The sequence below is a fragment of the Culturomica sp. genome (assembly GCF_003524185.1).
Taxonomy (GTDB): Bacteria; Bacteroidota; Bacteroidia; order Bacteroidales; family Marinifilaceae; genus Culturomica; species Culturomica massiliensis.
The window spans coordinates 199,644-215,160 of the sequence record NZ_DOED01000042.1 but is presented as its reverse complement, the minus strand read 5'-3'; the positions used below and the strand labels follow the sequence as shown (position 1 = coordinate 215,160).

Here is a 15,517-nt window from a genome sequence, read left to right as displayed (position 1 = left end):
TTAGCTGCAATTTAAATTATATGCGGAACCCTATATAAAGAATTAACGTATTATTCCACATAAAAACAAAATATGAAATCAGGAGCATTGACCGGAAACTTAATGGTGTTGACCACAATTTTAATTTATAGCTTCAATACCAACTTTATGAAAGTCCTCATGCCGGAGTGGATAGAAGCACAAGGATTAGTTTTAGCCCGTTGCACAGTCAGTTTGATCGGTTTCTGGATCATCGGTTTTTTTATAAAAGAAAAATCCGGCAACAAACCCAAACGAAAAGATATCGGTATGATGCTGCTGGGAGGTATTTTAGGCTTGGGAGGATACTTATTGCTATACATCACAGGTCTGGCACTGACAGGCCCTGTAGATGCTTTCGTCATCCGGACTTCTCAACCGATTATCGTACTGGCTTTAGCCGTTGTTTTTCTGGGTGCCCATTTTACCCGTTACAAGGCAATCGGTATACTGCTGGGGATTGCAGGCACCCTGTACGTCTCCCTTATGCCTCACAGCGGAAACGTAAAAGACTCTTTCACAGGCGACGCCCTGGTATTGGCTGCAACTATCTGCAACTCTTTCTTTTTAATACTTATAAAACCTTACACCCAAAAATTCAATGCCTTCACCGTCATGAAATGGATGAGCCTGTCTGCTTTTATCGTTGCTCTTCCATTCGGCTATCGTCAGTTGGCCCATGCCCATATATTCTCCGGGGAAGCTTCCGGGCTAATCTGGTTTGAACTCTGTTTCGTCCTTGTTATAACCACAATGGTAGCTTATTTTTTATCGGTAAAAGCCTTAAACTATATTACTCCGTTTGTAGAAAGCGCTTACATCTATCTACTACCGGTCACGGGAGCTATCGTTACCATTTTAATGGGACTGCAAAAATTCTCATGGCACGATCCGATTGCACTCGCATTGATCATCAGTGGTTTTATCCTGATCAACCAAAAACGTTCACACTCAACTACCCGCATTAAATAGCGGTGAAATACAAAAATAAGCCGTACCGGAAATCAAATCGTTTATTTCCGATACGGCTTTATTATTCCCGGAATACGAAAAATCAGATATTTACACCTATGATTCCTTTCCCGGAATGCTCTATAAAAGAAAGCATATACTCCAATTCCGAAGTAATAGGTATCAATTCCCGTATTCTCCTTATGGCATTCTCCAGACTGGTTCCACATTGGTATATCTGCCGGTAAGCCTTTGCTATATTATCGATAAGCTCTTCCGGAAAGTGCCCTTCCTTGGCCAAAATCACAGCATTGATACCATAATACGTTATCGGATTATGATCGGCCACAATATAAGGAGGAATATCTTTACTGGAACGGCATCCGTCTCTTACCAGCGCCCAACGGCCGACACGGCAGGCGTGCTTCAGAATAACCCCGCTGCCCAGAATGGCCCTATCGTCTACAATACAATTTCCGGCTGTTTTGGCACCGTTACCGAATACACAATTATTGCCGACATGCGTATCATGAGCCAGATGCACTCCCTCCAGCAAAAAATTACCGTCCCCGATAATCGTACTGTCGGATTGTGCTGTTCCCCGGTTAATAATAACCTTTTCCCGGATCGTATTCTGATTTCCGATCTTCAACAGAGTATCCTCTCCTTTGAATTTAAAATCCTGCGGTGTTGCACCGATAATAGCCCCCTGATAGATCGTGTTACCGGCACCCATACGGGTACCGCTTAAAATACTGGCATACGGCATTATCGTACAATTATCACCAATCTCTACATTTTTATCAATATAGGCAAACGGGTGAACAGTGACATTCGTGCCGATTTTCGCCTCCGGATCGATATAAGCTAACGGACTGATCATAGTTTTTCAATTTTAATTCTTTATCTTTCGGTTGATTATTCCGGATATTTTGTCACAAACAAAATCCGGAACCATAAATTAAAACGCAAATCACCTTACTCCACCTCCCAATGCATGGTAAAGATTTACGACGGCCTGCATCCGCTGAAACTCATCGGATATTCCCGATAACTGGGCACTCAGCAAAGACTGTTGAGCCGTCAGCACTTCCAGATAAGTCGTAGAAGAGCCCAACATCAACAATTCCTGCGTATATTCCACAGACTTTTCCAATGCACTTATCTGCTTGGCACGTTGCACCAATTTATCCGAAGCAGACTGGTACTGGCTCAAAGCATCGCTGACATCACTGCCGGCATTGAGCAAGGATTGTTCAAAACTTAACAAAGCTTCTTCCTGCTGTGCCTTGGCAATACGCAATCTGGCCAGGTTAGCCCCCCTGTTAAACAACGGTTGAGTAAGTGAACCGACAGCAGAAGCAATCATCTTTGCGGGATTAATAATCGTACTGCCGGCATCATTGGTCCATCCTCCTGACGCAGAAATCGTCAATTGAGGATAAAAAGCCGCACGGGCCTGGTTGGCATTGTAAAACGTGCCGGCAAGAGCCATTTCAGCCGCTCTCACATCCGGACGATTGGACAACAACTGCACCGGAATACCGACATTCAGTACTTCCGGCAAACGTTGTTCTTCCAATCTCCCCCGCTCAATTCTACGCGGCGCTTGTCTCAACAACATACACAAAGCATTTTCCGTCTCCCGGATCTGATTTTTCAAATCGGAAACAGAAGCTACAACCATATAATAATTGGCCTCGCTCTGCACGACTCCGGCTTCATTCACCATCGCACCGATTTTCATCGCTTTCATGGTTTCTATATTCTTTTCCCACAACAAAGCGGTTTCTTCCGTCACTTTAAGCTGCTTATCCAACATCAGCAACATATAATAATAATTGGCAATCGCAGCAACAACCTGGGTCTGTACTGCCTGCTGATAAGCCTCACTCTGCATCAATGCCGCTTTAGCCGCCCGTTTTGTGTTGAGCAGTTTACCGAAAAGGTCAATCTCCCAACTGGCCACAACAGGTAAAGAATAGGTCCAATTTCCCTTTCCTTTATCAAAACTACTTACTCCTCCCTGAGGCGATAAGCCCAATGAAGGCAGATAAGCCAGCCGCGACGACATCAAACTGGCCTGAGCCTCTTTTACACGCAGCATAGCCGTCTGTAAATCCGTATTTCTCTCCAATCCCAAACGAATCAAAGACTGCAATTGAGAATCCGTAAAAACCTCTTCCCAGGGCAAATCAGCCATATTGACGGTATCGGCTACAAGGGTATCACTCACAGATACCGGATCCCGGTATAACCCCCAGGCATCCATCTCCGGCGTATGATACTCTTTATATATGTTGCAACTACTCAAAAAAGCGGCAACACATACGGTATATAATAAAATATTCTTCTTCATCTGGCTCTTTATTTTGTATATTGTTCAATTTCAGACTCGATCTCTGAATTATCCAGATCATGCCACTCTATCGGCTTGAATTTTTCCTGGATATATTCGAAAGCCACAAATAAAGCCGGTACGATAAAAATCTGACAAATCATACCGATCAGCATACCTCCGATAGCTCCCGTACCCAAGGTACTGTTACCGTTAGCTCCGACTCCGTGTGCAAACATCAAAGGTATCAAGCCGATAACCATCGCCAGAGAAGTCATCAGAATCGGACGAAGACGTGCTGAAGCCCCGGATACGGCCGCATCCCGGATGCTCATCCCGGTTTTACGCCTATCCAAAGCGAACTCTGTAATCAAAATCGCATTCTTGGCCAGCAAACCGATCAGCATGATTAAAGCAATCTGCATATAAATATTGTTCTCAACACCCATCATCTGAGCAAAGATAAAACTTCCCATCAATCCCGAAGGCACGGATAAAATAACCACCAACGGCAAAATATAACTTTCGTATTGGGCACTCAACAGCAAATACACAAACACCAGACAGAGGGCAAATATCATTGCGGTAGTCGCTCCGCTACTCCCTTGCTCTTCCCGCGTCATTCCGGAAAACTCGTATCCGTAACCGGTAGGTAAGGCCTGAGCGGCAACCTCTTCAATAGCTTTAATCGCCTGTCCGGAACTATACCCGTCTGCCGGAGCCCCATTCACACTCATAGCGGTAAACATATTGAAACGCTTGATATTATCCGGCCCATACACCTTTCTCAATGTCATAAACTGAGTAATCGGCGCCATTTCATTCCCATTCCGGACTTTTACATTCTGCAAAGATTCCGGATTCATCCGATAACGGGGATCCGCCTGGATCATCACCCGGTAAAGTTTACCGAACCGGTTAAAATTGGACGCATAAATACCGCCGTAATATCCCTGTAATGTCGTCAGAATATCGTTCGGACTGATTCCCGCCTGTTTGCATTTAGCCGCATCGATATCGATCATATATTGAGGGAACGTCGGATTAAATGAAGTTTGAGCCGTGGCAATCTCCGGCCGTTCCAGCAATTTCTTCAGGAAATCCTGCGCCACCTCATAAAAAGCATTCAAATCCCCACCGGTCTTATCCTGCAAGTTAAACTCAAAACCGTTTGTAACACTGTATCCCGGAATCATCGGAGGTGAAAAAAACAATACCCGGGCATCCCGTATCGCCGTCTTAGCCTGCATATACAATTTTCCGATGACTGAATTCACATCCTGCCCCTTGGTACGTTCATCCCAGTTTTTCAACTTCACGATCAGCGTACCGTAAGAGTTCCCTTGTCCGGCCAAAAAACTGTAACCGGTAATTTGGGTACGGTTTTTCACAGCAGGATCCGCCGCTACCAGGCTATCTACCTGCTTCATCACGTATTCGGTCCGTTCCTGCGATGTTCCCGGAGCCATATCTACTACCGCAAAAATCGTTCCGGTATCCTCATTCGGCACCAACCCGGTCGGCGTGGCATTCATCAACAACACCAACACAACTACCGTCGCAACGACAATCATAAAAGATAAAAATCTGCGCCGGATAAAAAACAATACGCTCTTTTCATACTTCTTCAAAATCGTATCGTATGCCGTATTGAAGGCGATATGAAAACGCTCTACCAGAGAAATTTTCTTCGTCTTTTCCGCCTTTTTATCATGAGGCTTCAAAAAGATCGCACAAAGAGCAGGACTCAATGTCAAAGCATTTACAGCGGATAACCCGATCGAAATAGCCATGGTCAAACCGAACTGCCGGTAAAAAGTACCGGAAGTACCCGTCATAAAACTAACCGGTATAAATACAGCCATCATCACCAAAGTAATGGACACGATAGCTCCCCCCAATTCACTCATAGCGTCGATTGAAGCCAAACGAGCCGACTTATACCCCTGGTCCAGTTTGGCATGTACACCTTCCACCACCACAATCGCATCATCCACCACAATCGCAATGGCAAGCACCAAAGCACACAGTGTCAACAAATTCACACTAAAACCGATCAGATACAACACGAAGAAAGTACCGATTAATGCCACAGGAATGGCAATCGCCGGAATCAAGGTCGAACGTAAATCCTGTAAAAAAACATATACGACCAAAAACACCAGAATAAAAGCTTCGATAAGCGTTTTAAGTACTTCATGTATAGATGCAAACAAAAAGTCATTGGCATTGAGCAAGGTTGCCACCTTCACTCCTGAAGGCAAATCCTTTTCGATTTTATCCAGATAAGTACTGATATCGTTAATGATTTCGGTAGCATTAGAACCTGCCGTCTGATATATAATAGCCGTCACTCCGGGATGTCCGTTTACCTCATTGCTATAACCGTAGCTCAAACGCCCCAACTCAATATTGGCAATATCCTTCAATCTCAGAATTTCTCCATCGGGTGTCGCACGGATAACCATATTCTCAAATTCTTCCGTCGTCTGCAAACGCCCCTTGTATTTCATCACATATTGAAACGACTGATCCCCCCGCTCTCCGAATTGTCCGGGGGCAGCTTCAATATTCTGTTCCGCCAATGCCAGTGTCACGTCTTCAGGCATCAGCTTGTATTGTGCCATGACATCCGGTTTCAACCAAATACGCATGGAATAATCCGTACCCAAAACCGTAGCATCCCCGACACCGGGTATACGCTTAATTTCCGGGATAATATTGATATTGACATAGTTTTCCAAAAACTTTATGTCATACTGATCGTCCGAGCTGTAAAAAGAGAATCCCATCAACATACTGGTTTGCCGCTTGGAAGTAATAACTCCCACCTTAGTCACCTCCACCGGCAAAAACCCCTGAGCCTTAGCCACCCGGTTTTGTACATTGACGGCTGCCATATCGGGATCCGTACCCTGTTTAAAATACACATCGATAGCAGCCTCTCCCGTGTTGGTTGCGGTAGAAGTCATATACATCATGTTCTCTACTCCGTTTATCTGTTCCTCCAACGGAGCAATCACACTATTCAGTACCGTCTGGGCATTTGCTCCCGTATATGACGTAGACACATGAATGGTCGGAGGAGCAATGTCCGGATACTGGGAAACAGGCAGGGAGATCAGTCCCAATATACCCAATATGACGATCAGTATGGAAATCACTGTCGAAAGTACCGGACGGTTTATAAATTTATCTAATTTCATCTTTTCTGCTTTTAACGAATTACTTATTCACCTTTTTCACCTGCAGGCTGAGTCATCGCTTTCAATTTAGCCGCCGCCTGCTCCGGACTTATCGGATGTATTTGCATTCCCTCTCTCAAAGTTCCGACACCTTCAACAACAAGGCGATCCCCCGGATTCAATCCGGAAGTCACAATATAATTTTTTCCATCATCCAAATTAAACACCTGTATCTCCGTATTCTTCACCTTGGAATCAGCCTGCACCACATATACGAATTTTTTATCCTGCATTTCATAAGTCGCTTTCTGCGGAATAATAATCGCACTCGGAAGAACCGAAGGTATTTTGATCGAACCGGTACCACCGCTCCGTAAAAGATGCTGCGGATTTTTAAAAGCAGCACGCACACTTACGGCCCCTGTAGATTGATCGATCACCCCACTGATCGTCTCGATCTTTCCCCTTTCCGGATACAAAGAACCGTCGGCCAAAGCCAACCCGACCATCGGCATTTTCTCCAATATTCCGTTGGAAGAACCGTCCTGACGAATTAAATCCAGCAATTGTTTCTCCGTCATTGAAAAATAAACATACATCTCCGAAATATCGGAAACCGTAGTCAATGGGGTCGTCATACTCGGACTGACCAATGCACCGACACGGAACGGTATCGTACCGACAACTCCGTCGGAAGGACTCGTAACCTGTGTATAGGAAAGATTTTTCTCAGCATTGACCAGTTGTGCCCGAGCCTGTGCCAATGTTGCCTGTTGCGAAGCCAACGTATTCTCCGCCATCTGCAAATCGTAATTACTGATAATGTTCTTTTTAGCCAGTTCCCGCTTATTATCGACAGTCAATTGAGCCGTAGCGACAGCGGCTTCAGCCACATTCACGGCAGCACGCGCCACATTCACGGCCTCCTCATACTGCACCGGATCGATAATAAACAACGTCTGCCCCTTCCGGACAACAGCACCTTCGTCTACACTCAATTTAGTAATAAAACCACTCACATTCGGCCTGATTTCCACATCCTGCCGCCCACGGATCGTAGCAGGATAAGAAGAGCTCAACACTACGGAATCCGGCTGTACTTCTACAACTGCATAATCCGGGAGCATACCGGTTCCCGTTTGTTGCTTACTGTTACAAGCAAAAAATACCAGGCACATCGACGCCAGCAAAAATTTACGGAAAGAATTCATCATTAATCTTTGAATTTTCATATCATTTGTTATTTGAAATATTCTATCAACCGATACTTTTAGTGAAGTTTTATTTTTTTGAGAGAACTTTATACAAAAATCATGCAAAACTACGACGAATCATACTCTCTATGTATAATAATTGTCAAAAAAAACTTTCCCCTCCACTAAATTTTGTTAAAAATATTTTATGTTAAAGAATATATTTCATAAAACCGGATTCTAAAACCGCTTCGGGCTATGGTTCTTTTTCGAAATTTCTTCCGAAAAGGATTAAAAAAATCCATTAAAACAACAAAACATTCGGAATTCATTTCTTGCATTTATATATTTGTGCCGTATTAGCAACTATCGGTATGGGTAAAAAAAAGACGTTATCGCATATATTGGCAATCCTTACCATCATCATCTGGGGAATCACCCTCATTTCGACGAAAGTATTGATATTAAACGGGCTGAGTCCGGCCGCCATCATGCTTTACCGTTTCGTGATAGCTTATGCCGTATTGTGGATACTTTATCCGCATTGGGGGAAAGTAACTCGTCTAAAGGACGAAGGCATACTTTTACTGACAGGCCTATCCGGAGGAACAATCTATTTCCTGACCGAAAACACGGCAGTTGGCATTACAAACACCTCTAACGTTGCATTAATCGTTACAACAGCCCCTTTGCTGACAGCTCTCATTGCAAACTTTACTTTAAAAAGCGAGCCGCTAAAACGTAACACCCTATTCGGATCCGTCATTGCACTAACCGGTGTGTTTCTGATCGTATTCAACGGTAACTTTGTTCTCGAATTAAATCCGTGGGGCGATTTTCTCTCTTTTATCTCTGCATTATCATGGGCCCTTTATTCCATCTTAATCAAAGGAATAAGCTCCAAATACCCGATCCTGTTCATTACCCGGCGGGTATTCTTTTACAGTATACTCACGCTATTGCCCTGGTTCATCTACGAACCGCTTCATTGGGAGCCGGCCTTGTTCCTAAAGCCCGCCGTTCTGTTTAACCTACTTTTTCTCGGCGTTATCGCTTCTTCACTTTGCTTCTTTGTCTGGAACATGGTCATTAAAAACATTGGAGCCGTCCGGACAAACAACTACATCTATTTTATCAGTATCGTCACCATAGCCGTCTCCCGGTCGGTATTGGACGAAAAAATCACAGGGTATGCCATCGGAGGCGCAATACTTATTCTTTCAGGCGTCTATTTTGCAGACCATTCCCGGCACACAGTCAAACAAAAATAAAATTTAACATACTTTGAAAGATACTAACGTTTTATACCCGTGTTATTTCATGAAAAAATCGTTAATTTTGCTAAGCGAGTGATCAACATACGCTTGTTCACGAAACAAATTAAACAAATCTCCTATGTTCTTTACAACTGAAAACATCCTTCTTATAGGATCTATTTTATTGTTTGTCAGTCTTATAGTTGGTAAAACCGGATACCGTTTCGGAGTCCCCGCCCTTTTGTTATTTTTACTCGTCGGCATGTTATTCGGCAGTGACGGTTTAGGGATCCAGTTCAACAACCCCGGACAGGCTCAATTTATCGGAATGATTGCTTTAAGTATCATCCTGTTTTCGGGCGGCATGGATACCAAAATGTCGGAAATCCGCCCCGTATTAGGCGAAGGAGTCGTGCTCGCAACCGCAGGCGTATTTATGACAGCTTTCATTACCGGTGCTTTCGTTTATTGGATCTCTGCCAAAACAGGACAACACATCGCCCTGACACTGATAGAATCCCTGTTGCTGGCCTCGGTAATGTCTTCCACCGATTCCGCATCGGTATTCTCTATTTTGCGCTCCAAAAATTTACATTTGAAATACAATCTGCGCCCCATGCTGGAACTCGAAAGCGGTAGTAACGACCCAATGGCCTATCTGCTTACAATTCTCTTTATTCAAATGATACAATCTGCGGATATGGGAATCGGACAACTGGCGGGTGAATTAGTTATGCAATTGAGTGTCGGTGCCTTGTGCGGGTATTTTCTGGGCCGGTTAGCCATACTGATATTAAATAAAATCAATATCCAGTATGAATCGCTTTATCCGGTACTTTTATTATCACTCGTCTTCTTTGTATTTTCATTCACCAACCTATTGAGAGGAAACGGATATCTGGCCGTCTACATTGCAGGAGTCGTCGTCGGAAACCGTCCTTTCATACATAAAAAAAGTGTCACATCATTCTTCGACGGCTTTGCCTGGCTATGCCAGATCATCATGTTCCTGACCCTGGGATTATTGGTCAATCCGCACGAGCTTCTGGAAGTATCGAGCCTCGGTCTCCTGGTAGGTATATTCCTCATTCTGATTGCCCGCCCGGTAAGTGTTTTTCTATGCCTGTTACCCTTCCGGAAACTGCCTTTAAAAGGACGGCTTTTCGTATCCTGGGTCGGTCTTCGCGGAGCCGTACCCATTATTTTTGCAACCTATCCGCAAATTGCAGGTATCCCTCAAGCCAATCTGATCTTCAATGTCGTATTCTTCATCACAATATTATCCCTCGTCGTTCAAGGTATGAGCATACCCTGGGTAGCCAATCGGCTTCACTTAGCCTTGCCGGAACCCAAAACAGGCAACACGTTCGGGGTTGAGTTACCGGAAGCGATCAAATCAGCCATGTCCGAGATCGAACTGACAGAGGATCTGCTTCGGAAAGGAGACCGCCTGATGAATCTGTCATTGCCGGACAATACACTTGTCGTCATGATACACCGGGGAAACAATTATATGGTTCCGACCGGAAAAACCAAACTTCAATCCGGAGATAAACTACTGGTTATCACAGACAACGACACAGCCCTTAAAGATACATACGAAAGTCTGGGCATACAGGATTATACAATCGAAAAAAATTAACCCATAACAGACAGAAATATGGACACATGGGATTTCATTCTAAGACTTATCGTCGCTTCCTGTTTCGGCGCCCTTATCGGACTTGACAGAGAATACCGGGCCAAAGAAGCCGGTTTGCGTACCCATTTTCTGGTTTGTTTAGGCAGTGCCCTGTTTATGCTCGTGTCACAACACGGTTTCAGGGATACGGTGAATACTCCGGGAGTTGCCCTCGATCCCAGCCGAATAGCCGCACAAGTCGTCAGCGGAATCGGCTTCCTCGGAGCCGGCACAATCATTATCCAGAAACAATTCGTAAGGGGATTGACTACCGCCGCAGGACTATGGGCAACAGCCGCTATCGGACTTGTTATCGGAGGAGGCATGTATTACATCGGTATTGCAGGAGTAATATTAGTTTTGGCAGGCCTGGAACTCACTCACTTTTTTTTACCCGGAGTGGGATTACACAGTATGTTGCTGGCATTCACAACAGTCAGAAAAGAAAACCTGGGGCTCATCACCAACCAAATCAATAGTTTGGGACACCGTATTGTAAATTACACAACGGAAGAAGAGCATTTCGGTGATACGACCACATTCAAAGTATCAATGATCATCAAGGTTCGCAAATTCGGAGAAGAAAGTACATTGTTTCAGTACATACAGTCTCTTCCGGACCTTACCATCAACAAAATGGAATAAAAAAAGAGTTCCGTACGGAACTCCATGCCGTATAATGCAAACCTCATTAAAACTGCAACAACATAGCCCCACAGGAATAACCGCCTCCAAAAACAGTCAATCCGACAAGATCACCTCGTTTCACTTTATCCAAATTTTCAGAAAGAGATATCGCACAACTCGGACACCCCGTATTCCCCCGGGTCTCAATATTCATTAAAAAACACGATTCCGGAAAACCGGTTTGATGAGCAATATTACGAATAATACGCTGATTAGCCTGATGAGAAGAAATATAATTCAAATCCTCCAGTTTTTTCCCACACCTCTCTCCTGCTTTCCGCAAGGCATCTACCATATAATGACAGGCATTCATAAACACGTCACGTCCTTCCGGCATACTGATACCCCCGTCCTTCGGCAGTAAATGTACTGCTGACATCGCTTTCGGCAAATACCCCAACCCACGCGTATATATACTCAAAATCCGGGCATCTTTCTCACTGTACGATTCTGTTGAAATGAAGACAGCCACCGCTCCGTCTCCCCACAAATGCCCACTTTGCGGGTCCGTCTCATTGGCATATTTGGTGTTGTGCTCTGACGCAATAACCAAAGCTTTCCGGGCCTTTCCCAAAGCAAAATACCCCTCTGCAACCTCCATAGCATTGATAAAAGAAGAACAAGCCGAAGATACACTCAAACACTGGGCATTTTCGATATGATAGCGATGCTGTATCGTATGAGCTGCCGTAGCTACAGTATCGTAAGGTGAATAAGTCGCTGCAACGATCAGATCTATCTCCTCCATGGGATAAGGCAAATCCTTTACCGCAACATCCACAGCCTTTACGGCCATTGTATTGGTATTTTCACCGATACCGGCTTTACTACGGGTTTTTATACCGGTACGCGAATAAATCCATTCATCATCCAACCCGTTTAAATCCTTAAAATGAGAGTTAGGTACAACATTTTCGGGTATGTAGTGCGAGATTTTATTAATATATAAATCCATCATTCCATTTATTTTCCAGCCAAAAATTTCACATTTTAAAGCAAATTGTGCAACAAAAAGTATGCCACAGGCAATAATCGGAGACACCGGTCTATGCTGTGACATACAAAAAGGTCACAAAATCCCGACTTCATACAGTTTGATTTTGTGACCTTTCACAATAAATCGATCATACAGCCTAATGTGAAATATCAGGCAATTCTTTATTGATGAATGCAATATCCTCCTGTGTCAATTTCACATCGACAGCATGGGCGTTCTCGATAGCCTGTACCGAATCCCGGGCACCCACCAAAGCAACGGTAATTCCCGGATGATCGATTGTCCATCTCAATACCAACTGGGATAAAGCAACGTTTTTCTCCCGTGCCAATGGACGAAGCTTATCCAGGAAAGCATTCGTTTGCCGGATACAGTTCTCCGTAAAAAAAGAATTATTTGCACGATGATCCCCTTCGGCAAATTTATATCCGGGCGTTATTTTTCCCGTCAACAAGCCTCGTTCCATAGGGCTATATGCCAATACCGATTTATTGTGTTTCATACACCAGGGTATTGTCGTCTCGTCCGTTTTCCGGTTTACCATACTGAACGGGATCTGATCCGAAACCAGATTGATATATTTTCCGGCTTCTTCCATCAAACTGACGTCGTAATTACAAACGCCGGCGTAACGGACCTTTCCCTGTTCAATTAAACGTTCCACAGCTTCAAAAGTCTCACTCTGCGGAGTCGTCTTATCCGGCCAATGTATCTGATAAAGATCGATATAATCGGTCTTCAACCGTCTCAAACTATCCTCGCACTCTTTGATGATACTTTCTTTGCCGGCATATTTATAAATATCTATCGGCTTTCCGCTATTATCTTTGCTTTTAAAAGCAAATTCTCCTTTCGCCAAATCCCAGCGCATGCCGTATTTCGTCAATATCTGCACCTGATCCCGCGGGATAATTTCAAGCGCCTGCCCGACAATGCTCTCACTGGTCCCCTGACCATAGACCGGAGCCGTATCGATAGAAGTCACTCCTTCGTCAAAAGCAGCCCGGATAGCATGAACGGCTTTCATCCGGTCTGAAGAACCCCACATCCAGCCGCCTACAGCCCATGAACCGAAAGTAATCACCGACAATTCCAAATCTGTATTACCAATTTTCCGATATTCCATACTATTTAAATTTATTATCTGATTCAGGATTATCTACGAATATCCCGGGAGAAAGTTAATTTATTTTGTTCCTTTCCAAACTCAAATTCATTTCATTATGCATTCTTATAAATCAGCCCTCAGAAACAACCTGCCTTTTATCCTTCCGGTCAGAAGAATAATTATTCTCATAGTAATTTATAAATGCATTATTCACTACCCGGTTCCCGCCGGGTGTTGGATAATTTCCTGAAAAATACCAATCTCCGTCATGACCTTTACAAGCCTTACGAAGATTCGATATGGTCTGGTAGACGACCTCGATAGCGATCCCGCAATCCTTAGGCTTTACCATCTCTGCAATCTTCGACGAAATATCTTTATCGCTGAACGGAGCATAAATCTCCCGGACATAATTAACGATTTCTTCTTTCGGCCTATACTGCTGCTCCTTCGACTTCCGGTAAACATCCTCTATAATTTTTTCTTTTCCTCTTTCTTTCAGCAATTCAATGGCAGCATTGAAAGCGATAAACTCATCCATACGGGACATATCGATTCCATAACAATCCGGGTAACGAATCTGGGGAGAAGAAGAAACGATCACGATCTTTTTGGGATTCAAACGGCACAAAATCTTGATAATACTTTGCCTCAACGTCGTTCCCCTCACAATACTGTCGTCGATCACCACAATATTATCCACTCCTTCGACAATCGTACCATAAGTCGTATCATACACATGTGTCGCTAAATCGTTCCGGCTGTTATTCTCTGCAATAAAAGTCCTGAGCTTAATGTCTTTTATGGCTAATTTTTCAGTACGTATACGCCGGGATAAAATTTGATCAGCCCGATACGAAGATACATTATCATTTGTCCCCAGTAACTCTACACTTTTTTTGGAGTCCAAATAATCTTCCAGGCCTTCCAGCATCCCATAATAAGCAATTTCCGCCGTATTGGGAATATAAGAAAAAACGGTATTGTCCGTATCGTAATCCACCGCCTGCAAAATCTGGTCCGTTAACAAATATCCCAGCATTTTACGTTCCCGGTAAATATCCCGGTCACTTCCCCTTGAAAAATAAATCCGCTCAAAAGAACAGGGAGTTATTTGATCCGCCCGCTCGATCTGCTCCAAAGTCATCTTTCCGTCTTTCTTAACGATCAAACTTTCACCGGCCATCAATTCCCGTACCTGATCCGTTTTGACATCTAAAATCGTCTGTATTACGGGACGTTCAGAAGCTACGACAATAATCTCGTCATCCGCATAATAAAATGCCGGACGTATCCCCCACCTGTCCCGAAACACAAAAGCATCCCCACTTCCTGTCAGTCCGCAAATAACAAAACCGCCGTCCCACTTTTCAGAAGCTGTCCGGATGATGGAAGCCATATCCAGATGCTCTTCTATTACCCGGTTCAATTCAAGGCCGGATAAACCGCTGGAACTGTACTGTTCATACAACTTTTCCACATAACGATCCAACAAATAGCCGATCTGTTCCAAAATAATAAACGTATCTCCGCTATTCCGCGGATGCTGGCCTTTAGCTACAATATCCGCCAAAATTTCATCGACATTGGTAAGGTTAAAATTCCCGGCAAGGCAAAGATTCCGGCTACGCCAATTATTACGTCTTAAAAAGGGATGAACGTATGAAATACCAGACTTCCCGGTTGTACTGTAACGTAAATGCCCCAGATACAACTCCCCGACAAAAGGCAATTTATCCGGTTCCGTTACACCGTTTGCTTTTTGTACAGCCATCTGACGATTTACAGCATCAAACACCTCTGTAATAGCACTGCTTCCCAAGGCCCGTTCCCTGAAGATATATTCTTCCCCGGGCCGGGCATTCAACTTGACACAGGCCATTCCGGCCCCTTCTTGTCCCCGGTTGTGCTGCTTTTCCATCAACAGATAAAGCGTATTCAACCCATAAACTGAAGTTCCATACTTCTGCCGGTAATACTCTGCCGGTTTTAAAAGCCGGACGAGTGCTATCCCGCACTCATGTTTAATAGCATCACTCATAAATTATTTTTAATCAGCAAGGTAACAGTGACTGCAACAGACAGGGCCTGGTATCCCCCGCA

11 protein-coding genes are annotated in these 15,517 nt (G+C 44.1%); 4 read left to right on the top strand and 7 right to left on the bottom strand.

Annotation, left to right across the window (positions count from 1 at the left end; all coding sequences use genetic code 11):
* Positions 1–72 precede the first annotated feature (72 nt).
* Complete coding sequence (locus DD657_RS14730) at positions 73–990, top strand: DMT family transporter (RefSeq protein WP_273133334.1); 918 nt, start codon at positions 73–75, stop codon at positions 988–990.
* Between the two features lie 82 nt (positions 991–1,072).
* Here the strand turns inward: DD657_RS14730 and lpxA are convergent, their stop codons facing one another.
* From lpxA to DD657_RS14710, 4 genes are all read right to left on the bottom strand, one after another.
* Positions 1,073–1,852, bottom strand: coding sequence for an acyl-ACP--UDP-N-acetylglucosamine O-acyltransferase (gene lpxA, locus DD657_RS14725; protein ID WP_021988232.1), 780 nt, complete (start codon positions 1,850–1,852; stop codon positions 1,073–1,075).
* A 90-nt stretch (positions 1,853–1,942) separates the two neighbouring features.
* Positions 1,943–3,328: an efflux transporter outer membrane subunit gene (locus DD657_RS14720; RefSeq protein WP_287050643.1), complete on the bottom strand. Its 1,386-nt coding sequence runs from the start codon at positions 3,326–3,328 to the stop codon at positions 1,943–1,945.
* A gap of 8 nt (positions 3,329–3,336) precedes the next feature.
* On the bottom strand, positions 3,337–6,513 hold the full coding sequence (locus DD657_RS14715) for an efflux RND transporter permease subunit (RefSeq protein ID WP_021988230.1): 3,177 nt from the start codon (positions 6,511–6,513) through the stop codon (positions 3,337–3,339).
* A gap of 23 nt (positions 6,514–6,536) precedes the next feature.
* Positions 6,537–7,724, bottom strand: a complete 1,188-nt coding sequence (locus DD657_RS14710) for an efflux RND transporter periplasmic adaptor subunit (RefSeq protein ID WP_437124768.1) — start codon at positions 7,722–7,724, stop codon at positions 6,537–6,539.
* A 329-nt stretch (positions 7,725–8,053) separates the two neighbouring features.
* Between DD657_RS14710 and DD657_RS14705 the strand changes: the two genes are divergently transcribed.
* The 3 genes from DD657_RS14705 to DD657_RS14695 all read left to right on the top strand — a co-directional run bounded on the left by DD657_RS14705 (position 8,054) and on the right by DD657_RS14695 (position 11,267).
* Positions 8,054–8,956: a DMT family transporter gene (locus tag DD657_RS14705; RefSeq protein WP_202668899.1), complete on the top strand. Its 903-nt coding sequence runs from the start codon at positions 8,054–8,056 to the stop codon at positions 8,954–8,956.
* Positions 8,957–9,080: 124 nt separating this feature from the next.
* A complete protein-coding gene (locus tag DD657_RS14700; protein ID WP_021988227.1) occupies positions 9,081–10,583 on the top strand; it encodes a potassium/proton antiporter in 1,503 nt (500 codons plus the stop codon).
* An 18-nt stretch (positions 10,584–10,601) separates the two neighbouring features.
* Positions 10,602–11,267, top strand: coding sequence for an MgtC/SapB family protein (locus tag DD657_RS14695; RefSeq protein WP_021988226.1), 666 nt, complete (start codon positions 10,602–10,604; stop codon positions 11,265–11,267).
* A gap of 46 nt (positions 11,268–11,313) precedes the next feature.
* Here DD657_RS14695 and DD657_RS14690 read toward each other — a convergent pair whose 3' ends face one another.
* From DD657_RS14690 to DD657_RS14680, 3 genes are all read right to left on the bottom strand, one after another.
* Positions 11,314–12,264: a 3-oxoacyl-ACP synthase III family protein gene (locus DD657_RS14690; RefSeq protein WP_068692239.1), complete on the bottom strand. Its 951-nt coding sequence runs from the start codon at positions 12,262–12,264 to the stop codon at positions 11,314–11,316.
* 178 nt (positions 12,265–12,442) lie between these two features.
* Positions 12,443–13,432, bottom strand: coding sequence for an aldo/keto reductase (locus DD657_RS14685; RefSeq protein WP_021988224.1), 990 nt, complete (start codon positions 13,430–13,432; stop codon positions 12,443–12,445).
* Between the two features lie 112 nt (positions 13,433–13,544).
* Positions 13,545–15,455 (bottom strand): amidophosphoribosyltransferase, encoded by a 1,911-nt coding sequence (locus DD657_RS14680; protein WP_118773234.1) that lies wholly within the window; start codon positions 15,453–15,455, stop codon positions 13,545–13,547.
* Positions 15,456–15,517: the final 62 nt, after the last annotated feature.

Coding starts and splice junctions, on each gene's coding strand:
- DD657_RS14730 (WP_273133334.1), top strand. CDS start 73: ATGAAATCAGGAGCATTGACCGGAAACTTAATGGTGTTGACCACAATT.
- lpxA (WP_021988232.1), bottom strand. CDS start 1,852: ATGATCAGTCCGTTAGCTTATATCGATCCGGAGGCGAAAATCGGCACG.
- DD657_RS14720 (WP_287050643.1), bottom strand. CDS start 3,328: ATGAAGAAGAATATTTTATTATATACCGTATGTGTTGCCGCTTTTTTG.
- DD657_RS14715 (WP_021988230.1), bottom strand. CDS start 6,513: ATGAAATTAGATAAATTTATAAACCGTCCGGTACTTTCGACAGTGATT.
- DD657_RS14710 (WP_437124768.1), bottom strand. CDS start 7,724: ATGAAAATTCAAAGATTAATGATGAATTCTTTCCGTAAATTTTTGCTG.
- DD657_RS14700 (WP_021988227.1), top strand. CDS start 9,081: ATGTTCTTTACAACTGAAAACATCCTTCTTATAGGATCTATTTTATTG.
- DD657_RS14695 (WP_021988226.1), top strand. CDS start 10,602: ATGGACACATGGGATTTCATTCTAAGACTTATCGTCGCTTCCTGTTTC.
- DD657_RS14690 (WP_068692239.1), bottom strand. CDS start 12,264: ATGGATTTATATATTAATAAAATCTCGCACTACATACCCGAAAATGTT.
- DD657_RS14685 (WP_021988224.1), bottom strand. CDS start 13,432: ATGGAATATCGGAAAATTGGTAATACAGATTTGGAATTGTCGGTGATT.
- DD657_RS14680 (WP_118773234.1), bottom strand. CDS start 15,455: ATGAGTGATGCTATTAAACATGAGTGCGGGATAGCACTCGTCCGGCTT.